This window comes from Deinococcus sonorensis KR-87 (assembly GCF_040256395.1).
Taxonomy (GTDB): Bacteria; Deinococcota; Deinococci; order Deinococcales; family Deinococcaceae; genus Deinococcus; species Deinococcus sonorensis.
On record NZ_CP158297.1, the window covers coordinates 377,326 to 402,688 of the forward strand.

Annotated in this window: 19 protein-coding genes; 10 read left to right on the top strand and 9 right to left on the bottom strand. The window is 71.8% G+C overall.

Annotated elements, in window-relative coordinates; genetic code table 11:
• Positions 1-145: 145 nt before the first annotated feature.
• The gene (locus ABOD76_RS02805; protein ID WP_350241246.1) at positions 146-1,279 is read right to left on the bottom strand and encodes a sensor histidine kinase; all 1,134 of its coding nucleotides are present in this window, start codon (positions 1,277-1,279) and stop codon (positions 146-148) included.
• The gene (locus ABOD76_RS02810) at positions 1,272-1,967 is read right to left on the bottom strand and encodes a response regulator transcription factor (RefSeq protein WP_350241248.1); all 696 of its coding nucleotides are present in this window, start codon (positions 1,965-1,967) and stop codon (positions 1,272-1,274) included. The genes ABOD76_RS02805 and ABOD76_RS02810 overlap by 8 nt, the downstream gene beginning before the upstream one ends.
• Before the next feature lie 88 nt (positions 1,968-2,055).
• Here ABOD76_RS02810 and ABOD76_RS02815 point away from each other — a divergent pair, with 88 nt between their 5' ends.
• Positions 2,056-2,739: a M15 family metallopeptidase gene (locus tag ABOD76_RS02815; protein ID WP_350241250.1), complete on the top strand. Its 684-nt coding sequence runs from the start codon at positions 2,056-2,058 to the stop codon at positions 2,737-2,739.
• A 273-nt stretch (positions 2,740-3,012) separates the two neighbouring features.
• Here ABOD76_RS02815 and ABOD76_RS02820 read toward each other — a convergent pair whose 3' ends face one another.
• On the bottom strand, positions 3,013-3,504 hold the full coding sequence (locus tag ABOD76_RS02820; protein WP_350241252.1) for a cupin domain-containing protein: 492 nt from the start codon (positions 3,502-3,504) through the stop codon (positions 3,013-3,015).
• 223 nt (positions 3,505-3,727) lie between these two features.
• A complete protein-coding gene (locus ABOD76_RS02825) occupies positions 3,728-6,016 on the bottom strand; it encodes an AAA family ATPase (RefSeq protein WP_350241254.1) in 2,289 nt (762 codons plus the stop codon).
• Between the two features lie 235 nt (positions 6,017-6,251).
• On the opposite strand from ABOD76_RS02825, the gene ABOD76_RS02830 reads away from it, so the two are divergent.
• Both ABOD76_RS02830 and ABOD76_RS02835 read left to right on the top strand, forming a co-directional pair.
• Positions 6,252-6,818: a hypothetical protein gene (locus ABOD76_RS02830; protein WP_350241256.1), complete on the top strand. Its 567-nt coding sequence runs from the start codon at positions 6,252-6,254 to the stop codon at positions 6,816-6,818.
• Between the two features lies 1 nt (position 6,819).
• Positions 6,820-7,665, top strand: a complete 846-nt coding sequence (locus tag ABOD76_RS02835) for an MBL fold metallo-hydrolase (protein ID WP_350241258.1) — start codon at positions 6,820-6,822, stop codon at positions 7,663-7,665.
• A gap of 330 nt (positions 7,666-7,995) precedes the next feature.
• On the opposite strand, the gene ABOD76_RS02840 is transcribed toward ABOD76_RS02835, so the two are convergent.
• The gene (locus ABOD76_RS02840; RefSeq protein ID WP_350241260.1) at positions 7,996-8,508 is read right to left on the bottom strand and encodes a cupin domain-containing protein; all 513 of its coding nucleotides are present in this window, start codon (positions 8,506-8,508) and stop codon (positions 7,996-7,998) included.
• Positions 8,509-8,712: 204 nt separating this feature from the next.
• Between ABOD76_RS02840 and ABOD76_RS02845 the strand changes: the two genes are divergently transcribed.
• The 3 genes from ABOD76_RS02845 to ABOD76_RS02855 all read left to right on the top strand — a co-directional run bounded on the left by ABOD76_RS02845 (position 8,713) and on the right by ABOD76_RS02855 (position 13,723).
• Positions 8,713-10,941, top strand: a complete 2,229-nt coding sequence (locus tag ABOD76_RS02845) for a BTAD domain-containing putative transcriptional regulator (RefSeq protein WP_350241762.1) — start codon at positions 8,713-8,715, stop codon at positions 10,939-10,941.
• A 63-nt stretch (positions 10,942-11,004) separates the two neighbouring features.
• The gene (locus tag ABOD76_RS02850; RefSeq protein ID WP_350241262.1) at positions 11,005-13,050 is read left to right on the top strand and encodes a BTAD domain-containing putative transcriptional regulator; all 2,046 of its coding nucleotides are present in this window, start codon (positions 11,005-11,007) and stop codon (positions 13,048-13,050) included.
• Positions 13,051-13,498: 448 nt separating this feature from the next.
• Entirely contained in the window at positions 13,499-13,723 is a 225-nt protein-coding gene (locus ABOD76_RS02855; protein WP_350241264.1) for a hypothetical protein, read from the top strand.
• Positions 13,724-13,894: 171 nt separating this feature from the next.
• Here the strand turns inward: ABOD76_RS02855 and ABOD76_RS02860 are convergent, their stop codons facing one another.
• The gene (locus tag ABOD76_RS02860) at positions 13,895-15,013 is read right to left on the bottom strand and encodes a carboxypeptidase-like regulatory domain-containing protein (protein ID WP_350241266.1); all 1,119 of its coding nucleotides are present in this window, start codon (positions 15,011-15,013) and stop codon (positions 13,895-13,897) included.
• Between the two features lie 545 nt (positions 15,014-15,558).
• Here ABOD76_RS02860 and ABOD76_RS02865 point away from each other — a divergent pair.
• The 4 genes from ABOD76_RS02865 (at position 15,559) to ABOD76_RS02880 (ending at position 21,722) form a co-directional block, all read left to right on the top strand.
• Complete coding sequence (locus ABOD76_RS02865) at positions 15,559-16,353, top strand: carboxypeptidase-like regulatory domain-containing protein (RefSeq protein ID WP_350241268.1); 795 nt, start codon at positions 15,559-15,561, stop codon at positions 16,351-16,353.
• Between the two features lie 232 nt (positions 16,354-16,585).
• Entirely contained in the window at positions 16,586-17,875 is a 1,290-nt protein-coding gene (locus ABOD76_RS02870; protein WP_350241270.1) for a hypothetical protein, read from the top strand.
• Positions 17,876-18,081: 206 nt separating this feature from the next.
• Positions 18,082-19,101 (top strand): hypothetical protein, encoded by a 1,020-nt coding sequence (locus ABOD76_RS02875; protein ID WP_350241272.1) that lies wholly within the window; start codon positions 18,082-18,084, stop codon positions 19,099-19,101.
• 488 nt (positions 19,102-19,589) lie between these two features.
• Complete coding sequence (locus ABOD76_RS02880; RefSeq protein ID WP_350241274.1) at positions 19,590-21,722, top strand: tetratricopeptide repeat protein; 2,133 nt, start codon at positions 19,590-19,592, stop codon at positions 21,720-21,722.
• Between the two features lie 520 nt (positions 21,723-22,242).
• Here ABOD76_RS02880 and ABOD76_RS02885 read toward each other — a convergent pair.
• The 3 genes from ABOD76_RS02885 to ABOD76_RS02895 all read right to left on the bottom strand — a co-directional run bounded on the left by ABOD76_RS02885 (position 22,243) and on the right by ABOD76_RS02895 (position 25,139).
• Positions 22,243-22,626, bottom strand: coding sequence for a hypothetical protein (locus ABOD76_RS02885; protein WP_350241276.1), 384 nt, complete (start codon positions 22,624-22,626; stop codon positions 22,243-22,245).
• An 803-nt stretch (positions 22,627-23,429) separates the two neighbouring features.
• Complete coding sequence (locus ABOD76_RS02890; protein ID WP_350241278.1) at positions 23,430-24,335, bottom strand: MBL fold metallo-hydrolase; 906 nt, start codon at positions 24,333-24,335, stop codon at positions 23,430-23,432.
• A 102-nt stretch (positions 24,336-24,437) separates the two neighbouring features.
• Complete coding sequence (locus ABOD76_RS02895; protein WP_350241280.1) at positions 24,438-25,139, bottom strand: SDR family oxidoreductase; 702 nt, start codon at positions 25,137-25,139, stop codon at positions 24,438-24,440.
• Positions 25,140-25,363: the final 224 nt, after the last annotated feature.

Consider the following 25,363-nt stretch of genomic DNA (forward strand, 5'->3'; position numbering starts at 1 on the left):
CTATCCCAATCCGGGACCCCCGGCTTACAACGTTGTAAGCCAGCGAAACGAGGCGGATGAACGGCGGTGTCTAGCCACGGTCAGGCGACCGCCAGGCACGCGATTTTCCCGTCTCCCGGAATTCGAGCCGACTCACGGTTCCCACTCAACGTGAATGACCTGCAGCTGCAATGGGGAGCCGCACCGTGACGTGCAGGCCACCGCCCTGCCGGGCCGTGAGCGTGAGGGTGCCGTCGTGGGCGTCGACGATGCGCTGCACGATGGCGAGGCCCAGGCCCACACCACCATCGTCACCGCGGACGCGCGCGGCGCGCTGGAACGGCTCGGTGACGGTCGAGAGGAGCTGTGCGGTGAGCAGGTCGCCGCTGTTCTCGACCGTGAGCGTGGCGGACCCACGGTGCACGGCCGTATGGACGGTCACGGTGCCGTGTTCGGGAAGGTTATGGACGATGGCGTTGTGCAGGAGGTTGGTGGTCATCTGCAGCAGCAGCGCCGGGGAGCCGGTGGTCGAGGCCACCTCCCCGGAGGTGGCGATGCGGACACCACGCTGCTCCGCCAGGGGCAGGAGTGTTTCTGCGGCCTCTTCTGCCAGCAGCGAGAGGTCCACCTGTTTCCGGGTGAAGGACCGCCCGTCGGCGCGGCTCAGGAGCAGCAGCGCTTCGGTCAGGTCGATCGCGCGGCGGTTCACCGCCTGCAGTCGCCCGATGAGTTCGTCGACGTCGCGGTGCGGATCGGCCCGGGCCACCTCGAGCACGGTCCGAGTGATGGCCAGCGGCGTGCGCAGCTCATGGGAGGCGTTGGCGGCGAAGCGGCGCTGTTCGGCGACGTGGGCGTCGAGCCGCGCGAGCATCGCGTCGAAGGCGTCGGCGAGTTCACGGAACTCGTCGCGGCGCCCCGCCAACCGGATCCGGTGGGTCAGCGAACCGGCCGCGGCCAGACGGGTGGCCTCGGTGACGCGGGTCAGCGGCGCGAGCATCCGCCCGGCCAGCACCCATCCGCCCATCAGACCAAACGCGAGCAGGGCGAGCATGCCCGCAGCGGCCTTCGGGGCGAAGGCGCGCACCAGGTCCGAGCGGTTGGGAATGAACGGCGCGCGGACGGCCCCTGGGCCCGGCGCGCCGAACGGCACAGCGGGCGACACCACCGAAGTCTGCTCCGGGACGTAACGCAGCAGGAACACCCACACGACCGCCAGCAGCAGCGCCGCGGCCAGCATCAGGAAACCGGCGTAGCTGAGGGTGAGTTTCACGCGGACGCTCAGCCCGGGCGCCCTACCCATCGTCCTCGCCCGGCCCTCCGGCGGCGGCTGGCGTGCGGATGCAGTAGCCGACGCCCGCCACTGTGGCGATGACCCACGGTTCACCGAGCCGTTTGCGCAGCGCTGAGACGGTGATGCGCACGGCGTTGGTGAAGGGGTCGGCGTGCTCATCCCACGCCTGCTCCAGCAGGGTCTCGGCGCTCACGACGCCGCCGCCCGCGGCAACGAGGACCTCCAGCACCGCAAACTGCTTGCGGGTGAGCGCAACGTACCGGCCGTCGCGGTACACCTCCCGGCGGAACGGATCCACGCGCACGCCCGCCAACTCCCGCACCGGCGGCCTGGCCTGGGTCCGGCGGCGGTACAGGGCCCGCAGCCGCAGCACCAGTTCCTGCAGCTCAAACGGCTTGGTGAGGTAATCGTCCGCGCCGAGTTCGAAGCCGGTAGTTTTGTCACCGAGCCGGTCGGCGGCGGTCAGCATCAGGATCAGCGGGCCCATCCCGGAGGCGACCACGCGCCGGGCGACCTCATCGCCGGACGGGCCCGGGATGTCGCGGTCGAGAACCAGCACGTCGTACGGATGAAGGCTCAGCAACTCCAGCGCCGCGTCACCGTCACCGGCAATGTCGGCCGCGACCGCGTTCAGCCGCAGCCCATCGCGGATGGCGCCCCCCAGGTCCGGTTCGTCTTCAACGATCAGCACACGCATGCCTTCCGATGCTACGCGCCGGGCCATATCCTCGGCATATCGAAAAGCACATACGTGCGGGCAACACCCCCGCGCGTTGACTGGGCGCATGAATGACCGCCCCGCTCCACCCCCGACCCGCCAGACGAAACCGGCCGTCTTCGCCGCCCTGGCGGGCGGCTGCCTCCTCCTGATGGGCGCCGCCGGGCGCCGGGCACCGGCGACAGGGCTCATCCTGGCCGCGGCGCCCGGCTTCTCGGCTCCTGTGACCCTCCCGGCCCCGGGACCGCCGGTCTCGGGGACCGCCGCGGCGCCCGCCGCCATCGACACGGCCGATGGGGTCCTGCCCGACGGCGTGACCGTGTTCAATCGGGCCCTGCCCGGCGTGACGAACCTCGCTCCCCACCTCCTCGCGGCGCTCCGTCAGGCGGCATCCGACGCCGCGGGCGACCGCGTCGACCTGTTCGTCAACAGCGGCTGGCGGTCCCCGCGGTACCAGCGTCAGCTGATGGGCGAGGCGGTGGCCACCTACGGCTCGGCGCGGGAAGCAGCCCGGTGGGTGGCCAGCCCGGAGACGTCGGCTCACGTGTCGGGCGACGCGGTGGACATCGGCCCGCCCCGCGCCGCCGCCTGGCTGAACGCCCACGGGGCCAGGTATGGCCTGTGCCGGGTCTACCGGAACGAACCGTGGCACTACGAATGGCGGCGGAGCGCCCCGGTCAGCGGATGCCCACCCCTCTACCCCGACCCCACCCGCGACCCCAGATTGCGGCCGCCCGGAGCGGTCCGGTGAGAAGACGCCACGCGGCCCCCAGCCGGGCAGGGGTGCAGCGAGAAGATGCGCGGCTGCACGGCCCGGCACCACGCTGCCGTGGAAACGGAGGTCCAGGCAGGTGCCAGGCCGCGCCAGGACCTCAGCGCTCGCACCTTCACCGCTCGGCGCCGTCCAGGTCCGCTGGCCCCAGGAGGCCGGGGTGGTCATGCGGCAGCGAGGCCAGGAGGCTTCGCCGCCGCGGCGGGCGCCTGAAGTGACCGGTGGCCCAGGTGCACCCACCGCTCAGGACCTTCAGACCGGCGGAAGGATCTCCATGTGGTGCCGCGCGGCGACCTCGATCACCCGCTGGACATCGATATCCGCCGGCATGGCGGCCGGGGCAGTGCCGCTGACGGGGGTGCCGAGCTCCTCGAAGAAGCGCTCATGCGACCCGCCGGGAGAGACCAGGATCAGCATTCGCGCCGGACGGCCACTGGTGTTCACAAAGGCATGCGGCGTGCCCCGGGGGACGACCGTGCGGTCGCCGGGGGTCAGCAGGACCTGGTGGTCGCCCACCTGGAACGTCACCTCGCCTTCCAGTCCGAAAAACGCTTCCTCTTCAAGCGGCTGGCGGTGCGGTGGCGTGCCGGCGCCGGGCGGGACCAGCGCCTCGAACATCGAATAGGCGCCGAGCGTATCGGCGGCGCGCAGCTGGAAGGTGACCTGCACGCCCAGCACCTCCAGACGGAGAGGGGTGCGTTCCAGCGGGCGGGTGTGGTCAGGGTGGGCGGTTGAGTCGGTCATCAGGGTCTCCTTATCGCGTCGCCTGCAGGGTGCCCGGCGCTGCGGTGAGCGGACGCGCTGTCGTCGTCCGCCGCTGAGATCACCCTAGGTTCCCGGCCGCGCCGCGGCATCCCCAGGATTCGGGAACCGGCTGCACCCCCAGATCTCGGGGGCGTCACGGCGGCCCCGGATGCCTGAGCCCGGCGGTTCCCTGATCGCGCTGGCCGGGCGAACGTTCCGCAGGTCAGATCAACCCGTGGTCCACCGCGTAGCGCAGGGCCGAGGCCCGGTTGCGCACGCCAAATTTAGACAAGATCGCGCTGACCTGGTCGTTGGTGGTGTACACCCCGGTGCCGCGGCGCGCGGCGATCTGTTTGTTGCTCAACCCGGCTGCCAACAGCGCGAGCACTTCCTGTTCGGCCGCCGTGAGCCGCACCGACCCGGCGTCCAGCGGCGCCGACACGGACCGCCGGACCGCGCCGCTGGGGGAAAGCGCCTCCGCAACGGCCGCCACCGGGTCCAGCCCGCGGCCCTCTTCATACGCGGCGTCGAACAGCGCCGCGGCACTGCCGGCGCGCAGCTGGTCCAGCACCGGCCCGAACAGCGCCGGTTCCAGTTGGGTGGAGATGTTGCGCTCGGTCCGCAGCGCCGCCGCGGCGCCCAGCAGGCGCGCGGCCCGCTCGACGTGGTGCTCCATGGCGGCCACCACCGCAAAGCCGTACAGGCAGGCGGCCAGTTCGGCTGGGTCGTCGGTCGCGTCTGCCCCACGCAGGCCGCGCTGCAGCAGCGTCGTGGCAGCCGCGCAGTCGCCCTGCCGGACCCGGCACCCGGCGAGCCCCAGCGCGCTCCAGGTGGCCATGTTCTGCTCCCCGGTGGCGCTGCCGATCTCCAGGGCCGCCTGCAGCGCCGCGGTGGCGGCCTCCAGTTCAGCGCGCAGGGCGTGGGTCCAGCCCACCACCCCGTGAGCGAACAGCGCCAGCCACGGGCGCCGGAGGTGCGCTGCGGTGACGAGCGCCGCCCGGCAGGCGTCCAGCGCCTCGTCCGCTCGGTCCAGGTAGGCCATCAGCGCCATGCTGAGCAGAGTGGCGGCGTAGGCCGCGCGCAGCGGATCACCCGCCTGGCGGAACTGTGTCGCGCTGGCCCGGGCATGCGCGACCGCCTGTTCAAAATCGCCACGCCGGAACGCCAGCCAGGTCAAGGCGTACCGCCCGCTGGCCAGCACCTCCGCCGGGACGGCCGGATGCTGGATGAGCAGCTCCAGGCGGCCGCCGGCGCGGTCGTCGGCACTGATGGCCCACGCCCAGGCGCAGTTCCATGCCACCTCCCCGGCCGCGGAAAAGTCCTGCACGTCCAGGCCGTGCTGCAAGGCCGCCAGCAGGTTCGGCTGTTCGGCCGTGACCCGCGCCAGCCACGCCACCTGCCCGGCGCCCTCGAGGCCCTGCTGCACCTCGGCGCTCCAGCGCCGGTAGTAACTGGCGTGGCGTTCACGCATCACGGCGAGTTCCTGACGCGCCTGCAGCTGCTCCAGCGCGTAATCGCGCAGCGTCTCCAGCATGATGAACCTGGGCGTCCCCCCATCGAGCCGCTGCACCAAGCTTTTCTCGACCAGGGACCCCAGGGCGTCGAGCACATCAACGCCCGGCCCCCGGCACACGTCCTCAGCCGCCTCGAACGACCACCCGCCGACGAACACGCCAAGCCGGGCGAACAGCTGCCGTTCCGGTTCGGACAGCAGCTGATAACTCCAGTCGATGGTGGACCGCAACGTCTGCTGCCGCGACGGCAGGTCGCGCGCGCCGCCGCCCAGCAGGTTGAGCCGCTGATCGTTCAGCCGCTCGAGCAGGACCGGCGGAGGAAACAGCCGCACGCGCGCCGCCGCGAGTTCAATGGCCAGCGGCAGCCCGTCCAGGCGGCGGCAGATCTCGGCGACGTCACCGCCGTGCGCCCCCTGCAGGGTGAAGGTGGGCAGCATCGCCCGCACGCGCTCGGTGAAGAGCGTCGCCGCTTCCGATGGTGCGTCGCCACGCCCCCGGATGGACAGGGGCGGCACCGCGTACTCGTGCTCGCCGTACACCCGCAGCGCCGCGCGGCTGGTGGCGAGCACCGTCAGGTCCGGTGCGGCCCGCAGGAGGGCCGCCACCGCATCCGCGGCGGGTACCAGGTGCTCGAAATTGTCCAGGATCAGCAGCAGCTGCTTGCCCCGCAGGTGGGCCTGCACGGCGCTCAGGGTGGCTTCGTTCGACTCCTGGACGCCCAGCGTCCGGGCGATCACCGGCAGCACGTGGTCGGCCTGCTGCACCGCCGCCAGCGGGACGAACACCGTCCCGTCGCGGTACTGCCCGGCCAGCTGCCGGGCGACCGCCAGCGCCAACCGCGTCTTCCCGACGCCCCCCGGCCCGGTGAGCGTCAGCAGCGACACGTCGGGCCAGTTCAGGATCTCTCGGACGCTCGCCAGTTCCTGCGCCCGGCCGATCAGCGACGTCACCGGCTCCAGCACGCTCCGTGCCACCGCCGCCGTTCGATCACCGGTCATCCGCCCATTCTACCGGCCGTCCGGCGGGCCGGGCGTCCATCTGCAGTGGCCCGTCCGCAGGCGGGCCGGGGCCCCCCAGGAATTCGGGATGACCGTGGAGCGCCGCGCTCGTACCTTGACCTCAGGCCGCAGCGCCCCCCGGACCACCCCGGGTGTTCCTCCGTCCATCCGTTTCACGCGCCGTCTCGGCCGCCGCCCGCCAGCGGTGGTGTCCGCCTGTTCCCCAGGAGTCCGCATGTTCTTTCAGATTGAGTCCGCTCCCGAACCTCCGGAATACAGCTTCACGATGACGGTCGACGCCCTGGCGCAACGCGACGCCCGCTTCGCCCGCCTCTCTACCCTCCGCGCCCGGGGCATCCTCGCCGACGTTGTTCAGGACAGCGCGGACCTGCAGAACGTTCACCTCCGCTTGGGGGACGGGCGCGCCGCGTGGCGCGGCACGCCCGGGCAGCTCAATGAGGACGGCTCGCTTCGGCCGCGTCCATTCCACGGCTGGAGCGAGGACGCCCTGAGCTACGGACTCGGTCTGGACCTCGGGCGTCCCCGGGTCCGGGTGATGCCCGCCACTGACCTGCTGGCTGCGCTGCGGAGCTGGCCGGCCGGTCTGGTGTACGCCTTCCACCGCCGGCCCGGGCCGGCGCCCGCCCTCGCGCGCCGACTGAACCTCAGCGCCTTCATCGACCGTCTGGAAGTGGAGTTCCTGGCCTCGCTGCCCGGCCGGGACCTCGCGGCCATCCGGGCCCATCGCCTGTCTGCGGACGGGCAGCTGGACATCTGGCGTTCGTCGCTTCAGGAGCTTTGACATGCAGCCGTCACCACGACTGACTACGCCGTCCACCCTCCAGCCGTACATCTGTGCCACCTGTGGGACCCAGCACGCCCCCACGGCGCGTCCGCCCCTGCGCTGCATCGTGTGTGAAGATGACCGGCAGTACGTCGGCTGGGGCGGGCAGGCCTGGACCACCCTGGACGCCCTGCGCGCCTCGCACCGGCTGCACGTCCGGGAGGAGGAACCCGGCCTGCACAGCGTGAACGTCACGCCGTCCCTGATGATCGGACAGCGCGCCCTGCTGGTGCAGGGCCACTCGGGCAATGTGCTGTGGGACTGCCTGCCGCTGATTGACGACGCCGGCGTCGCGGTCGTCGCGGCGCTGGGAGGCCTCAGCGCCATCGCCATCTCTCACCCGCACTATTACGGGGTGATGGTCGAGTGGGCCCACGCGTTCGGAGTCCCCATCTACCTGCATGCGGCGGATCGTGCGTGGGTCTGCCGGCCGGATCGGGCCGTGCGGTTCTGGGACGGCGCGTCCCTGCGGCTGGGCCCGGACGTGACTCTGCTGCACTGCGCAGGTCACTTTGAGGGCGGCGCCCTGCTGCACTGGGCCGGCGGCGCCGCGGGCCAGGGGGCGCTGCTGACCGGTGACCTGATCAACGTGGTGATGGACCGGCGCTGGGTCAGTTTCATGTACAGCTTTCCCAACCTGATTCCCCTGGGCGCGCGCGCGGTCCGCCGGATCGTGGCGGCGACGCAGGCGCTTCCGTTCGAGCGCCTGTATGCCGCCTGGGACGGCAAAGTGGTGCGTCAGGACGCCCAGGCGGCCGTGCGGCGGTCCGCTGAGCGCTACCTCGCGGCGCTGGACGCCAGCTGAGCGAGACGTGTCGCTGACCACCCACTGGGGCCCGCCCTAGTGGGGTGGTCGGCCGATGGCGTGCAGACGTACGGCGAACGAACCCGCAGCCGGTGGGGAGGGCGCGCGGCGTCCGTGTGGGCGCGTTGGTGATCAGCGCGCGCCGGACAGGCGCAGGGCCGAAGGCACCCCGCCCGGACCGGACAGGTGAACCAATCCCTCCGGCCCCGGGCCGCGCCCACTGACCTCCAACCGCTTCTGCTGGATCAGGTCCAACCTGACACGCCCACGCGTGCCGAGCCGGGCCTGGTTCAGCAGAGGTCGCCTGGGCACGGCGGCCGGGACGTGAGCTCAGGGGCGCCCGGCGGGGTCCGGGGCCGGCAGCGCGTGCGCAGGCAGCAGCTCAATGCCGTATTTGGCGGCGGTGGCGCCGAGCCGCGCGAGGTCCGGCGGGCCGGCTGGCGCCTCGTTCAGCAGCGCCGCGAAGCGTGGGTAGAACTGCTCGAAGCCGGGCGGGGTGGCGAACACCCAGTGCCGGGCCGGACCGGGACCCGCGTTGTGGAAGGTGTGCGGCTGACCGGCTGGCAGGTACACCACGTCGCCGGGCCGGGCGGTCTGCCAGCCGTCCCGGCTGCCCACCTGGAGTTCGCCGTCCACCATGATGAACAGCTCGTCTTCGCGGTGGTGCAGGTGGGGGGGCGGGCCACCGCCCGGCTGGGTCGTGACCAGGCCCAGCGCGAACACGCCGTCCGTGTCGCGGCCGGTGAGTTTGAAGGTCACCTCCTCGCCCGGAGCGGTGACCGGCTGGCCTTCAGCGGCGCGAATCAGGCGGGGGGTGGGAACGGGCGTGCTGGGTGCAGTCATGGGGGTTCTCCTGAGGTGCAGGCGGGCGGGAAAGAGAGGCTGAACGCGAGCGCCATGCCGCCGTTCATGTCGCTCCTGTCGGGTCGTCGAGCCTGAGACGAGGCTAGGCAACGCCCGGTGGTTGAAGGATGTTGCGCCGCCCCAGCTGGACCGCGCCGCGCGCTTCCGCCGCGCCCGCTCTGGTATCCTGAGCGCACCGTGAACATGGCGTTGGAATGGCAGCTGTGCCTGCTCGGCCCGCCGCGGCTGGTGGCGCCGGACGGCCGGGAGGTGCGCTGCGAGGGCAGACCGCTCGCGCTGCTCGCCTACCTGGCGCTGGAAGGCCCGGCGCCGCGCTCGCGGCTCGCCGGGCTGTTGTGGCCGGAGCGGACCGAGGACGGCGCCCGCAACAACCTGGTGCAGCTCACCCGGCGGATGGCCCGGTCGTTCGGCGAGGAGCTGGTGGTGGGGCAGGACCTGCTCGGCCTCGCGGCGACGGTATCGGTGGATGCCCGCGCGCTGCTGGACGGGCAGCTGGCTCCGGTGCCGGACGGCGCGCTGCTGGACGGCGAGACGTTCGCGGGCACCCAGGACCTGGCCGACTGGCTGCTGGTGCAGCGCGAACGGATCGACGCGGCCCGCGCGCACCTGCTGGGCCTGGCGGCCCGCCACCACGAGGAGCAGGGCGACTTTGCGCAGGCGGCGCAACTGACCCGGCGGGTCCTGAGCGTCGACCGGATGTCCGAGGAGGCGCACCGCAGCCTGATGCGCCAGCTGTACCTGTCGGGGGAGCCGGCCGGGGCCCTGGAGGTGTACCGGCAGCTCTGCGCCACCCTGACGCGAGAGCTGCACACCGAACCGATGCCAGAAACCCAGGAGCTGGCCCGCCAGATTGACCAGGGAAGCCACGCCCCGGCGCCGGCGCGCCCGGCGGCCAGCGTGCCGCTGGCGGCGCTGCGGCCCGCTCCGTTGACCGGCCGCGCGCAGGAGTGGGCGGCGATGGAAGAGGGGTGGCAGGCGGGGCAGTTCCTCATCGTCTCGGGCGAACCGGGCATGGGCAAGAGTCGCCTCGCGGCCGACTTCGCGGCGAGCAAGGGTCGGGTGCTGACCCTGGAAGCGCGGCCTGGGGACCGCCTGGCGCCGTACAGCACCACTGCCCGCAGCCTGCGCCGGGCGCTGGAGTTCTCGGGCGCCGAGCTGCCGCTGCCGGAGCGGCGCGTGCTCAGCTGGCTGCTGCCCGAGCTCACACCGCCGGGTGAAGTGCCGCCGGCACAGGCGGACCCGTCGCTCCAGCAGGTCATCCGGGCGGCGTTCGGCGTGACGCTGCAGGGCGTGGACGCGTACCTGTTCGACGACATGCAGTACGCCGACGACGCCAGCATCGAGGCGGGCTTCGTGCTGATCGACGCGATGTTCCCGCTGGGCCAGCCGGGGGGCCTGCCGCACTTCATCGCGGTGCACCGGCGCGACGACCTGCCGCCCTTCACCGCCCAGATCTTCGCCCGGCTGATGAACGCCGGTCAGGCGCGGCGGGTGGAGCTCGGTCCGCTGCCGGACCCGGCAGTGCGGGCGCTGATCGGTCAGCTGGGAGTCTCGCTGGCGCCTGAGCGCGTGGCGCACCTTGCGCGGGCCAGTGGGGGCAATGCCCTGTTCGTGCTGGAGTCGGTCAAGTCACTGCTCGAGGCGGGTGGCGACGCGGCGGAGAGCAGCGCGGTGCCGGCCCGGGTCAAGGAAGTGATCGCCGCGCGATTGGCCCGCCTGCCGAAAATGGCGCTGCAGGCCGCGCGGGCTGCGGCGGTGCTGCAACGCGACTTCGGCCCGGACTTGGTGGCCGAGGTGCTGGGCGCGCCGCTGCTGGAGGTGGTGGCGGCCTGGGATGACCTGGAGGGCGCGCAGATCATGCAGGGCGAGCGGTTTCATCACGACCTGGTGCAGGAGGCGGTGCTCGCCCACACGCCCGCCACCGTGCGGCGGCTGCTGCACCGCAGCGCGGCGCGGGTGCTGGCCCGCCAGGCCCACGCGCCCGCCCAGATCGCCCAGCACTGGCTGGACGGCGGCGAGCAGCGCGAGGCGGTGCCGTGGCTGCTGCGGGCGGGCGCGGCGGCCGGCGCGGCGCGTCGTCACCCGGAGGCCGCGGCGTTCTTCGAGCGCGCCGCCCGGCTGCTGGACGACGCTGGGAGCGACGAGGCATTCGACGCCTGGGAGCAGGGCGCGCGCGCCCGGGCCCATACCGCGGACCGTGAAGCGCACCAGCACGCTGTGAACGCCCTGCACGAGCGCGCGCAGGGGCCCCGCCAGACCGCGCGGGCCTGGCAGGTGCAGGCTGAACTGTTCGCCGCGCAGGCGCAGGGCGCGCAGGCAGCGCGCGCGGCGCGGCGCGGGCTGGCGGCGCTGGGCGACCTCAACGACCCGCAGCTGCGCGCTGGCCTGCGCGCCGTCCTGCCCGGCGAGTAACGGTGGCGACCTGGCCGCCGCCCGTTTCACCTCCGGCCGCAGCGAACTTGCTAGCCTGAGGGCATGTCACAAGCCAGGAGGGCGTGGCGGCTGGCGTTGCTTGGGCCGCCCCGCGTGATCGCGCCGGACGGCTCCGCGGTTCCGCTGGAGCGCAAGACCGCCGGTCTCCTCGCGTACCTCGCCCTGGAAGGCGCCGCGCCGCGGGCGGTGCTGGCCGACCTGCTGTGGCCGGACGCGACGGGCAGCGCGGCGCGCAACAACCTGGTTCACGTGCTGCGGCGCCTGCGCCAGCTGCTCGGTGAGCCGCCCGTCCAGGGCGGCGACCTCCTCACCTTGACGCCCGAACTGGCGGTCGACGCCCGGACGCTGGCCGAGGCGCCCACAGCCGAGCCGGCGCCGGGTGGCCTGCTGGACGCTGTGGATTTCGACGACTGTCCTGGCTTCATGGAGTGGCTGCTGGCGTGGCGCGAGCGGTTGGACGTCCTGAGGGCGCGGGCGTACGCCACGGCCATCGAACGGTGCGAGCAGGCCCTGGACTGGGCCCAGGCCCTGACGCTCACGCGGCAGTGGCTGGAGCTCGACCGGCTCTCGGAGGACGCCTTTTGCACGCTGATGCGGCTGCACTACCGCAACGGCGACCGCGCGTCCGCCCTGCGCGCGTACCACCGCTGCCAGCAGGTGCTCCGGCGCGAACTGGGCGCCGACCCGTCCCCACAAACGCGGCGCCTGGCCCAGGACATCGACCGCGGGACGCTGCCCGGCGCTCCCGCAGCGGCACCCGGACGGCTCCCGCTGCGGGTGCTTCGTCCCCCTACCCTGGTGGGCCGCGAGGACGCCTGGGCGGCCCTGGAGGACGCGTGGGCCGCCCGGAAGCTGATCTACGTCACCGGGGAGGCCGGCGAGGGCAAGACCCGGCTGGTGAGGGATTTCGTGGCAAGCAAAGGCCCGGCCCTGTACCTGCCGGGCCATCCCGGCGGGCGCGAGGTGCCGTACGCGGGCACCGTCCACAACGCCCGCGCCCGCCTGGCCGCGGCCACCGACGTGGTGCTGCCCGACTGGGTGCGCTGCGAACTGTCGCGGATCATCCCCGAGCTGCGTGGCAGCGTCGCCCTGCCGCCGCTGATCGCCGAAGAGGACCGGCTGAAGTTCTTTGCGGCGTACCGCGAGATGGTGCGCCTGACCTCCGCCGGGTTCAACACCGTGGTGAACGACGACACGCACCAGTACGATCAGGCGACGGTGGAACTGGGCGCCTTCATGCTCTCGCAGGCGCGGCTGGGCGACGCGAACGACGTGCCGCGTCACATCTCGGTGTACCGGCGTGGGGCGCTGTCCGCGCCCGCCCTGGCCACCGTCGATCACCTGGTGCAGTCGGGCGCCGCCGTGCGCGTGGAACTCGGCCCGCTCAGTGAGGACGCGTTGGGTGTGCTGCTGCGGGACCTGCAGCTCCCCGGCGCGACCGTCGAGATCGCGCAGTGGCTGCGCCTGACCGGCGGCAACCCGCAGTTCGTGCTTGAGGCGGCCAAGCACGTGCTCGAACAGCGCCCCTTCGAGGCGGGGGCGGTGCTGCGCAGTCTGCCGGACCACCTCTTCTCGGTGATCGAGCGGCGTCTGGCGGGCCTGAGCCCAGCCGCCCTGCAGGTGGCGCGGGCCGCGGCTGTCCTGCGCGGCGACTTCTCACCGGAACTGGTGTCGGACGTGCTCGGCGCGACGCTGATGGACACCGCCGTCGCCTGGGAGGAACTCGAAGCGGCGCAGGTGATGATGGGCGAGCGCTTCAGCCATGACCTGGTGCAGGAGGCGGTGTTGCAGGGAACGCCGCCGGCCGTGCGGCGCGTGCTGCACCGGGCGAACGCCCGCACCCTGGCGCGCCACCCGGTGCACCCGGCCCGGGTGGCGCAGCACTGGCTGGACAGCGGCGAGCCTGCGCAGGCGGCGGTCTGGCTGATGCGGGCCGGCGCCGAGGCGTACGGCACCTCGCGTCTGCAGGAAGCCCGGCAGTACTACCAGGCGGCCCAGCAGGCATACCAGGCGGCCGATGACCCCGAGCAGGCCCACGCGGCGCAGCAGGCGCTGGACACCCTGAGCCGGGACCCCGGGGCGGCCTGACGCCGCCGTCACCCGGAGCGGGCGCGGCGCCCTTCCCAGAGCGGGACAGGCGACGCGCACCGCGATCCCCGGCCCGCCTCGCACGCCACCCCTGCCGAAGGGCCCAAAGCACCGCCCACGGAGCGGCGGACCCGCCTCGGCCCGGCGGACGCTCAGCCGGGCTACCCCACATCTGGCCACTGCCGTGCGCCCAGGGTGAGCGGCCCAGCCGCGTCGATGCGGCGCGAACCGGGGCCTGGCCCGCCACCGGCGGTCAGGTCCGCCGCGCCCCGCTCTGAAGGTGAGGCCTGCGCCCGGCCACCCATCTGCCTGGCGGCCCCTTCCGCTGTCATCGTCCAATCACCCGCTGCCGCGCACACTCCTGCCAGGCACCGCCTCATGGGCAGGACCAGCTCCGGTCCGCCTGAGGCGACGCGGGTGAAGGGAGAACGAACGTATGGAATGGACGATGTTGATCGCTGCGGGGGCCTTCGTCGCGCTGGTGCTGGGCGGTGCCTGGCTCGCGCGCTGGGGTGAGCGGCGCGGCCGCAGCGGCGTGCTGTGGTCACTCCTGAAGGTGTGTGTCGCCCTGCAGTGGCTGCTCGACGCGCTGCCCGGTGACCGCACCCAGGTCGAGCTTCCTCCCCGCGAGGACAGGGCGGACCGGCGCGCCGACCGGACCCGGCGCCGCTGAAGCAGGCGAGCAGCACGCCTCGCTGCTCGCCTGCGCATGGGAATGCCCGTCCGCCCTTCCAGCTTCTGCCTCCAACTTTGGACCCACGAACCGTGCCTGTCCCCTGGGCTTCAGGGCCGCTGGCGAAGCAGGTCCGCCTGACCGTTGCTGGCGCTGCGGTCGGGGGGCAGGTCAGGGTCTGGGGGTGCGAAGTTCGAGGTACATGTTGGGGCGGATGGCGTTGTAGTCGCGGGTGAAGCCGCCGGTGTAGCTGGCGCCCCACTCGTAGGTCTCCATGCCACCGATCCGCCGGCGCACCTCGAGCGGCTGACCGTTCATGCTGGCCGTGACCGTATAGGTACCCCACATCACGTTGGCCGCCACCCAGCCGGAGCCGCTCATCACCAGCCGGGTGGTCCGCACGTGCCCGGTGGTGCCGTCGGCCAGAGTGCCGACCGGCGTGAGGGTCAGGGTGACCTGCGCGGGGTCCACCTCAAAGTGACCCGCTTCGCGCTCCACGAACACGCACCCGAGGCTGCCGTAGGGATCGGCCTGGGTGGGCGGTTTCGGCTTGAAGGTGAAGTTGCGGACCCCCCCCACCCCGCCCGGGACGATCTCGGGCGTGTCGGGCATCAGGTCGACCCGGATGGCGGCTCCCTGGTACTGCAGGGTCTTGGTGGCGGTGACGTTGAAGGTGAAGGGCGCGTTGCGGACATCGATGCGGTAGTGGCCCTGGGCGTCGGTGACCGCGATCTCGTTGCTGTCGTAGGCCATGGTGTTGTCCGCGACAACCTCCACCCCGGGCAGCGCCACCCCCTGCTCGTTCACCGCACGCCCCGTGATGTAACCGCGCTGCTGGCTCGGGGCTGGGGTCGCCGCAGGCGGGGTGCGGCCGGAGGTGTCCCCGGCCGGCCGCACTTCCAGAAGTTCGAGCTTCACGTTCGCAGCCCCGACCTGGGTGAGCGCTGCCGGGGTCTGCGTCAGCAGGTTGCGGTCCACCCAGTCCCCGGCGCCCACCTCCTCGTCGCCGTCATTGTCCTGCACGGCGTAGATGGCGTACGGTCCGTCCCCGAGGTCTTGGATGGTGAAGTTCACCTTCGCGCCGTCACGGTCGATCACCGCGCCCTTCACGGCGTCCGAGTCACAGTCCCCCTTCGGGCAGGCGATCACCACCGTGTCCTTCACGGAGTGGCCGCCGGCCGCCGTGATGGTTCCACTGATGGTGCGGGGCAGGGCGGCGGGCAGCGCCTGGGCCAGCGGCCCGAAGGCGAGGCTGAGCAGGGCGGTCACAGTCGTGTGCTTGAAGTTCATGGGTTCCTCCGGCGTCATCGGCCTGTCTGGAAGGTACGGACGGTCCGGTGGCTGAGAAATGTCGTGGCCAATCGCCCGGAGGTGCCGCCGCATCCAGGTGGGTTCATTCAGGGAATGGAAGCTGGCCGGCAGCCCACAGCTGCTGGTGCCCAAGCAGGCCCAGGCACGCAGGTGGCTCACCGCGGCGTCCACGCGGAAGAGGGCCTGATCGTCCCGCACCGGATTGTGACGGAACCACGATGACGCGGGTCACCGAGGCAATCCAGCCTTCCACCCGGTGCGGGGCCGAGGGTGGCCCAGCGCCGTCCTCTTGTCCTGTGACGGTCCCGCACCCGACCGCCGAAGGACGTGGAACTCGGTGCAGTGGGCAGGTCGAGAGGCGGCTGCCGGCTTCCCGATCCCGTCTGCATCACGGACCCGACGCGGCATGGCGACAGGAGAGAAGTGACCCCGCCACCCCACCGCCGCCCGGGTCAGGCAACACTGGCCAGCCATCCACCACCGCCTACCATCCGGCCACGCTTGATAAGCGAAGGAGGCAGGACATGAACATCCCCTTGACGAACCGGTCGCTGGTCGCCGCACTGCTGCTGTCGGTGGCGCTCAGCGCCTGCACCGAACCCACCACAAGGCCGGTGCCCGACCCGACCCCACCCTCAGGCTCGGTGCCGGGAACCACCCAGGGTTACATCACGGGGCGTGCGGTGAACGAGCAGGGGGTGGCGCTGCCCGGGGTGGAGGTTGTCGCGGACAACACCATGGCCTACGACAGCAACGAGATCGCGGTCACCGACGCCCAGGGCCACTACCGCATCGATGTCCGCAACGCGCCCTTCACCTTCAACGTCACCGCCACCAAGACCCTGCAGTACCAGGGAGCCGCCATCCGGGTCGACCTGATGCCCGACACGCCCGAGATCGTCCCGGGCGGGGTGGGGGGGGTCCGCAACTTCACCTTCAAGCCGAAACCGCCCACCCAGGCCGATCCCTACGGCAGCCTCGGGTGCGTGTTCGTGGAGCGCGAAGCGGGTCACTTTGAGGTGGACCCCGCGCAGGTCACCCTGACCCTCACGCCGGTCGGCACTCTGGCCGACGGCACCACCGGGCACGTGCGGACCACCCGGCTGGTGATGAGCGGCTCCGGCTGGGTGGCGGCCAACGTGATGTGGGGTACCTATACGGTCACGGCCAGCATGAACGGTCAGCCGCTCGAGGTGCGCCGGCGGATCGGTGGCATGGAGACCTACGAGTGGGGCGCCAGCTACACCGGCGGCTTCACCCGCGACTACAACGCCATCCGCCCCAACATGTACCTCGAACTTCGCACCCCCAGACCCTGACCTGCCCCCCGACCGCAGCCCGGTGCGGACACCGCCACACGGAGCAGGTTTGGGGCGCCGGCCGTTCATCGGGTGTCCGAGCCTGTGCTGCCCCGGACTCGCGCGTTCCCCTCGCCTGCGCCGTGTTGATGCCGCCCGTCCGCTCCGCGGCACCCTGTGTGAATCCCGCAGCGTTCGATGCCGCTTCACGTGACACCCGACCCGCGCCTGCGCGCCCCCTGGAGACCATGCCATGCGCCACACCATGACCGCCATCTGCCTGCTGTCCCTCCCCCTCATCGCCTGCACCTCGCCTTCGGGCGGCGGTCCTGTCCCCATCTCACCGGCCCCCTCCTTCCCAGTGGGCACCCCGACGGGCGAGGCAGCGCACCTCACCGTCGGACACCAGGGCGGGACGCTGCGCTCGGCGGACGGCCAGCTCAGTCTGACCATCCCCGCGGGTGCCCTGGAGGCTCCCACCGATGTCACGGTGCAGCCGATCTCCAGCACCGTTCCGAATGGCAAAGGCGGGGCATACCGCCTGGGTCCGGAGGGCACGACCTTCCGGCAGCCGGTGACGCTGACCTTCCGCTACGACCAAGCGCAGGAGCGCGCCGCCAGCGCCTTCGTCGTGGCTGCCCAGGACCAGAAAGGCGTGTGGCAGGCGCAGCTGGACACCCTGCAGGACCGGGAGGCCAACACCCTGAGCGTGCAGACGAACCACTTCAGCGACTGGTCCTGGGCCGAAGCGTACCGCCTGGACCCGGGGCAGGCGACCGTCAAAGCCGGCCAGAGCCTCCAGCTGACGCTGATGCGCTGCGTCGCGCCGACCACCGAACCGTTCGCCACGCACCTCAGCACGCCCCTGATCACCACCTGTGCGCCGCACACCCTGACGCCGTTCACCCGCAACTGGGCCGTGAACGGCACCCCGGGCGGCAGCGCGGCGGTCGGGACCGTGACCAAGGATGAAGGCAACGTCTCCAGCGGCACGTACCGGGCGCCCGCCAGCACGCCGGGCGTGAACCCCGTGGCCGTGAGCGTGGACTTCGTGCGCAACGAAACGGGCAGGAACACGCTGCGCCTCATCTCCGCCGTGCAGGTGACGGACGGTCTGGGCCCGTGCCAGGAGGTGGTCGAGGGGTACTACACCTGCCGGTATGCCCTCACGAAAGTGAACGGCAACACGCTGCCGTACGATCTGCCGAAACAGGACCCCACCCAGGGCGACGCGCGGGACCGCGTCACCGGAGGGTTCCTGCAGGTCAGCGGGACCCAGGAGAACCTGCTGATCGGCGCCGCCTCCTACGAGATTCGCTACGAATTCGACAGCAAACCGGCCGGCACCGACCGCGAAACGCACCGGGTCCTGAATGACGTGGGCGACTACCTCACCAACCTGCAGGGCACGGCCACCACCTTCACGTCGATTGCCAAAGTGACGTACAGCGGCCTGATTCAGCCGGACCGGGCGGTGACCGAGCACTTCCCGATGGCGACGCCGGTCTATGCCGGGCCGGTCAAGCTCGAATTCGCGCCATGAGGCGCCCCTGGAGGTGCGCCGAGGTCCGGTGCCACGCGCCCGGCCGGCCCCCTTCCGTGACGCCGCTGGTCACGGCACCGGTCCCGGAGAGGGCGTCGCGTGGCCCTGCCGCTCGGCCTCTCCGACGGCAGGCCGCCAACATGTTCCAGCCACCGGGCCCCCCGTACCGTCTGTTCAACGCGGCCACCCGCGATTTCAGGAGGAAAATGATGCGTCATCCACTGTTCGTGTCCGCCCTCACCCTCGCCCTGATCAGCGCCGCTCACGCGGCCACCACGCCTGCGGTCCAGACGGGCCGTCCGGTGGTGCAGGGCACCCAGCAACTCGACGGCCAGAATGCCCAGGTCGGGCAGACCTTCACCATCGGCAAGCAGAGCCCGCTGAACTTCACCCTGCGGAGCGCGGAGTACAGCACCGGCCGGATGCTCTTCGGAGACACCATCACCTTCCCCAAGGCCGACGAGAAGCTGCTGATCCTGCACTACACCGTGCAGAATCCCCAGAAACGCGAAGCGCGGTACTACTGGGGCGACATCAAGTTCACCGCGGTGGACGCCCTGGACCGCAACCACGACTACGTTCAGGCGGTCGCGCGCGAAGGCACCACCGACAAGTTCGAGATCACCCTCAAGCCTGCCCAGAAGGTGGACGTCGTGACCGTCATCGTGGTGCCCGCGGCGGGGCCAGTGCCGAAACTGATGGTGCAGCGCGAGGAGAACGGCACGCCCCAGGTGCTGCGGTATGACCTGCGCGCCAAGGCAAAGCCGCTGAACGCGCCGTTTGCGGATCCGGAGGACCGCAGCGGTGCGACGGCCGCGCTGCGGGTCAATGTGCCGGCCGGCAAGGTCGTGCCGCTCCGGTACTTTGACGTGCGCCTGGACCGAGTGACGTTTACGGCCGAGCCGCTGCTCGGCAGGGCACCCGCCCCCGGACGGCGGTATCTCACCGCCACGTTCGTCATCAAGAACCCCCTGGGGCGCGATGTGGAGTATTCGTGGGGCAACTTCCAGGCCAGCCTGAAGGACGCGGACGGCGAGCGGGTGGAGTACAACCAGCTGATGCTCAAAGCCAGCCGGGATGAGAAAGCCAGCGGCACCCTGCCCAGGGGTGAGGAAGCCCGGGTGCGCTTCTACTGGGAACTGCCCGAGACCGTTGCGGGCGACACGGTGTACCTGACGGACGAATCGGGCCGCGCGTACGCGTTTGACGTGAAGGCCACCAAATAGCACCGGACGGGTGGGCCGCCTGGAGCCGAAGGCGCTGCGTGAGGCGGGCCGCGGCACCGACCGGTGCAGACGGGGACGGGCAGGCCCACGCGGACGTGGTGTCCGAGGCCCGTTCAGGTGCGCGGGCCTGCCGGGCCGCGCGGCGCGCCAGGGCATGGCGCGCCCCACCACCGCGGAGGCGGGGGCCGCAGCACCCGCCCGGGTCCGGTCTGGCCTCCCTCACGTTTCAGACCACCCTGACCCCACCTCCACACGGCCGCCGGTCTCCTGACCCGCCGGGCTGGGCGCGCGCCCCTCGGCCACCTGTTCATCGCGGCCTCAGGCGCCATCACCTTGACCCGGGTGATGGCGCTGGCCGTCCTGCGGGGCTCCTTGTCCGGTCGCCGGGCCTGCCGCGCGGCGGCGCTCGCCCGCCTGGGCCGCGTGAGGCCGCTCCGGCAGGTCCCCGCAACATCGTCCAGCCACTGGGGGACCGGCACGCTGAGGCCATGACCAGAACCCTTTGCCGTGTCAGTGTGGCCCTCAGCGTGTGTCTGCTCGCCTCCGGTGCGTGGGCGGGCGGGATGTGGCGCGCCTGGAGCGATCAGACCCAGCTGCCCACCCTCGCCGAGCACCGGACCGAGCTCGCCAGCACCCGGCCCCAGGCCTGCATGCCAGCGGTGCGCGACCCCCGGACGCCCGGACTCGCGCCGGGAGGGGGGATGGACCTCGATCAGGTGATCCGGCAACTTGAGGAGACGCTCTCCCGGATGAAGCCCGGCGATCCCGGCCGCGACGCGCTGCAGCAGTCGCTCGCGAGTTTTCGCGAACTCCGCGCCCGGCAGGGCAGCGGAGGACCGCCGCTGCCGGTGGGGACGGCCCGGGGCGCCATGACCCTGCGCACCGCCCTCACCCGCGCGGAACATGTTCTGGGACCGGACGCGCGCAAGGCCCCCGGCGGCGCCGGGGGGGCGGACATCGCGGCGGCGCTGGCGGCGGGCCGGCCCAGGGCGGCCCTCGCGCTGCTGCTCGCCGCTCAGCGGGCCGCGCCGAAGAACCCCTGGATCCTGGTGAACCTGGCGGGCGTGCTGAGCCTGACCGGCCTGCCGCGGGAAGCCATTGCCGTGCTCGATGCTGCCGATCAGCTGGGCGGCGCCCTGCCGGCGCCTGCGGGCGTGCCGGGCCGCGCCGTGGCGCTCTCCAACCGCGGGCATGCCTTCCTGGGCCTGGGCCGCTGGAAGGAGGCCGAGACGCCGCTGCGCGCCGCGCTGAAGCTCGCCCCTGACTTCTCCGAGGCGCGCGCGAACCTCTCGCAGGCGCTGCTGTGTCAGGGCAACCTGGACGGCGCGGTGCGCGAGCTGCGCCTCGCCATGCGCCGGACGCTGGACGCTCAGGCCAGCCCAGCGTTTCCGGTCCGGGAGAGTGTGCCCAATCGTCACGGGGCCGGGTTGATGAGCGCGGCGCTGGCGCCCACCCGGCGCCCGGCCAGCGACCTGTTCGACCTGTCACGCGGGGAGGCGTACCACCTGCCGCAGCTGAAGCTGCCGTCCACCCGCGAGGAGGGCGCCGCGCTTTACGAGCAGTACGTGGCGCTGGAACGGGCAGGAAGCGCGGAAGTGAACGCGCTGCTTGACCGGGTTGGGGACGCCCGGCTCAAGGCCACCCCGGACGCTGGGGAGCGCCGTTGGGCGGCGCTGGTGTACGCGGCCACAGCCAACGCCCACTTCGAGCCGCAGATCTGGCCGGTGTACAAGGCCGCGTACGACGCCCACTACGCCTATACGGAAGCCTATCCCCGGTTTGCCCGGCAGCTCAACGAGGCGGTCAGCCGCATCGACGCGCCCAGCTGCGCGGCCCACGTCGCGCAGCTGGACCAGGCGGTCGGCACCTTCTTCAGCCAACTGCGTCCCTTTGTCACCGGGCAGGCGCAGGCGATGGCCCGCTACGCGTCGGTGATGGTGCGGCATCAGACCGCGCTGGCCGCCAATCTGACCGACCCGAATGACCGCGCTGCCAGCCGGATGTTCGCTGAGGCCGGTGCCAAGGGCATCTACTACGGCATGGTGGTCGGTGCCGCGCGCGAGATGGCCAGCGTCGCGCACGATCACGCCATCACCTGCGGCACCGTGGCCGGTCCCCGGGCGAGCCTCGACGCGCCTGACCTCCCGGAACTCGCAGGCGACCCCTGCGGTGGGGTGCCCACCGGGTCCAAGCTGAAATCGAAGGTGCCGTCCAACGCCTTCAACGTCAACGGGTATGGGCTGAGCTTCGGCCTGAGCTGCGAGAAGATCGACATCGAGCTGTCGGCGAGCGTCATCATCGGCCTGTACGCCGCCGCGAGCGTGGACTGGAAGGGCACGGGCACCGTGTTCTTCGGAATCAAAGCCGACGCCAAGGTGCCGAAGGGCCTGTCGTTGGGCGGCATCCACAAGTCGGGCGCGAGCGCAAAAGAGAGCGTCTACATCAAGTTCAGCAAGGACGGCATCCAGGACGCGGGCTTGCGCATGGAAGGCAAGGTGTCGGTCGGCATCGGCACCGACGCGGCCGCGTATGTCTGGGACGTGAAGACCAAGCAGTGGGAGGCGAAATTCGAGCAGGAGTTCGGCGTGGCGGCGGCTGTCGCGTACTGGACCGGCCGGTAGCGCTACGGCGAAGGGTGAGGTGCTGGCCTGGAGGACCTGGAGGGCACCACCCGCCAGCAGGTCTGTCCCGGCGTACCTCTGCAAGCGGGCGGCGACTTCACCCGGTCGGCATTCGAGACCGCCTCGCCGACCTCCGTGCAGAGCACCCTGGGATTGAAACGCCGCCAGACCCGGCCGCCGACGTGACCCAGCAGCACGCGGATTGTGCCAGGGAGAGGGCCTGCGGTCGGTGACTGGATCCAGCCGCATGCAGATGCAGACACGAAACCGCCCCACCCGCCGCCTCGTCCGACGGCCGCTCTTGTCGCTGCACTGCCCAATACCTGCGCATCACGGCGTGCGGGCAAGGCCGGTCTGGAACAAGACGCCAGACGCAAACCCAGCCGACGAAGCGGGGGCACAGACGGCGTGCAGTGGCCCGCATGATCCGCAGTTCCACCCTCGACGGGCAGCAAGGCCAGGTCAGCGTGATTCACCGGTCATCCCGCCCAGCGGACTAGGCAGGGCGTTTCCGGGCGCCTCATCGCCCGCCGGGGCGGCGCTCCAGCGCCCGCATGGTTGCCGCGGCCACCAGCCCCCCTGCCAGGTACCAGGTCGCGGTCAGCACAGGCGTGAGGAGGGCGGTAGAGTCCGGCTGCCGTCCCAGGCCCAGCGGGCGCGGCAACGTCACCGCGCCCACCCCGGCGGCCAGGCCAAGCGCCCCGCCCAGCGGCCAGCGCCGGGTGGTGGGCCCCAGCCCCACCAGGCTGTAGTACGCCGCGTTGGACACCAGGTCAGCCAGCATCGTGGAGCGGTAGAGGGCCGCCCCCCGCGGCGGCTGGACTCCGGCGCCCTGCAGGGTGGCGCTCAGTGCCCGCTCCCCGATCACGTCCATGCGCGGCGCGTGCGGCAGAATGCGCCGCACCCCCTCATTCAGCGCGGTGACGGCCAGGGCTCCGGCCAGCCCGCCAGCAAGTGCGGGGCCCCAGCGCCGAAGCGGGGAAGGGTGGGGTTCAGAACCTTGAGGTGGTTGATGGTCCATGAGGCGTCTCCTGCGGGCCAGCGCGGCCCGTCCCCTTCAGCTGTACCGCATCGGCAGCGCCACAACGCCGTGTGTAAAGAACATCTGCAGGTGCAGCCGGTCTTCCCCGTGGTCCGGCTGGCTGAGCCGCAGGCTGGTGACCACACTGAAAGCACCGAACCGCTGAGGACCTGCACGCCGGTTGCGCCTGCTGGCGATGGAGGTCAGCCGCGGACCCCGGAGGGAACAGACGCTTCACGGTCTCGCTGAGGCGCCCGTCCCCTCGCGCAGCCATCCACCCGGACGTCCCCCTGTCCAGGCGCTGCCGGTCCGCCAGCAGGCCTTCACCCACCACCCTGGCGCCCACGACGTGCCGTCCAGCGGACGGGACGGTACACACCCCTCAGGTCAGCGTCGCCAATGTCGGTGCCTCTTCACAGCGGGAGAGAAGGCCCGCGCTCACCGCGACGCGGTTGGGTGAAGCGACCGGCCTGCCCGGGCCCCGTGAAGCTCGGGCGTCCTGCTGGCGATCAGGCACCCACCCGGCGATGATCCTGCGGGGACTGGGCTGCGACCTGGGTGACCAGACCCCAGTGGCGCCCGGGCAGGCATGGCCGGCACGCCCTCCGGCTGCCTTGCCCGCAGGGCCGGTCAGATCACGGCGCTGTGTCGGGAAGCCGGCGGGGTGACAGACCGGCCCATGCCGGTCACCCGTCCTCGCGACCCTCGCTGCGCAGTTCCTCCAGCGTGGCCTGCACCGCTTCCAGGTGGAATCCTCTGTAAAAAGCGGGGACACGCTCAGGTGTCGTCCCCAGGTCCTGCAGCACCGCCCGGTACGTCAGGCCCGGCGGCAGGGCCAGTTCGGTGAGTGCCGCCCGGTCGGCGAAGCCCGGCTCCGACGCCAGCTCCGCCCTGAGCCGACGGAAATACGCCAGGTTTTGCTCCAGCAACTCCGGTCCGGTGGTCCCCCCGTGGCAGGGCAGCACCACCGTGGCGTGAAAGGATTGCAGGTGCTGCAACGAAGCCCGGACCTGCGCCAACGTCGCCCCGCCCCGCACGCTCGGAAATGGAAACTCCGCCGCGTCGCCTGCCAGCAGCGTGCCCAGTTCCGGAATCCAGACGGAGCAGTGATCCGGGGTGTGCCCGGGGGTGGGCACGAGCTCCAGGGTCAGGTCACCGCCGTGCAGCGTCAACGTGTCCGTGAAGACCAGATCGGGCGGGACCAGAGTGACCTCCGCGAACCGGTTGTCCTCGGCCTGTTGCGCCTCCAGGCGCTCGCGGGCGGCGGGGGAGCGCAGGCGATCACCGGTCAGCGCGTGGCCGATGATCAACGCCGGGTGGTCGCCGTCCGGAGCGAACACCCGGTTGCCGTACACGTGATCCCAGTCGGCGTGGGTGTTGATCACCAGCACCGGTCGCCCGTCCAGCGCCGGCTGGACCCGCCCGAGCACCTGCCTCATCAGGGCCGGGGTGGCCATGGTGTCGATCAACATGGCAAACCGCTGGGTCATCACCGCGAAGGTGGTGACCTCGTCCCCGGCCTGAAAGATCCGGATCCGGGCGTCGACGTCCGGGTACTGAAGTTCCTCGATGGCGACTGGACCTGCGCTCATGGCCGCAGTGTAACGGCCCCCAGGCGGCGCGGCCCCATTGGACCCGGGATGTGGGCCACCCCCGGGGCCAGCGGATCCAGACGTGACCCGGATGGACGCCGCCTACCAGGGCACCCGCTGCCGGTCACGAAAGAATCCGCCGGTGGGTCCACCGGGCGGCAGGGTGGCGAGCCAAACGGCAGTGTCGGCCCCCTGCCCGGCGCTCCGCGGGGCGCCCTGGCCACCCATGTCGGTGCGGACCCAGCCGGGGTCCATGCTATTCACCAGCACCCCCGGGCCGCCGGCGTGCGCCACCAGTCGCGTCAGGGCATTCAGGGCGGCTTTGCTGGCCGAGTACGCCGGCGCGTATCCGCCCATGCTGCTCAGCTGTCCGGCGCCGCTGCTCACATTCACCACACGGCCGGAGCCGCGCTCACGCATGCCCGGCACGAACGCCTGGCACAACCTCAGCGGGCCCATGAAGTTCGTCTCGAGGCTCTCCCAGTACACCGCTGGGGGGATCGTCAGGGCGTTCCCGCCCTCATGCAGCAACACCGCGGCGTTGTTCACCAGGACGTCGAGGCGCCCGAACTCACGCTGCACCCGCTCGGCGAGCGCCTGGATGCTCGCTTCGTCCCGCACGTCGAGGGGGACGGCCGTGACGGTCCCCCCGGCCCGCACGATGCCCTCCGCGGCCTGCGCCCCCTGGGCCTCATCTCTCGCGGCAAGCAGGACATGCAACCCCTGAAGGGCGAGCTGCCGGCAGATTTCCCGGCCAATGCCGCGGTTCCCGCCGGTCACGAGGGCAATATCTCGGGTCGTCATGGTTCAGTTCATCAGCCCGGCGCGGCGCACACCGTAACGGCGCTCGCAGGCTCGCCTGAAGGTGCGGCGGTCGTGGGGACGCCAACACGAGCCGCCGGCGAGCCTGGGGGCGCGGGGTGCGGCACGGCGCCAGCCTGGGGTCGACGAGCGGACGCTGGGCAGTGTCCGCGGTGCGCACATTCCGGCTGAGCAGACGCCAGCCGGCCCTCCTGGTCCGCCCCGTT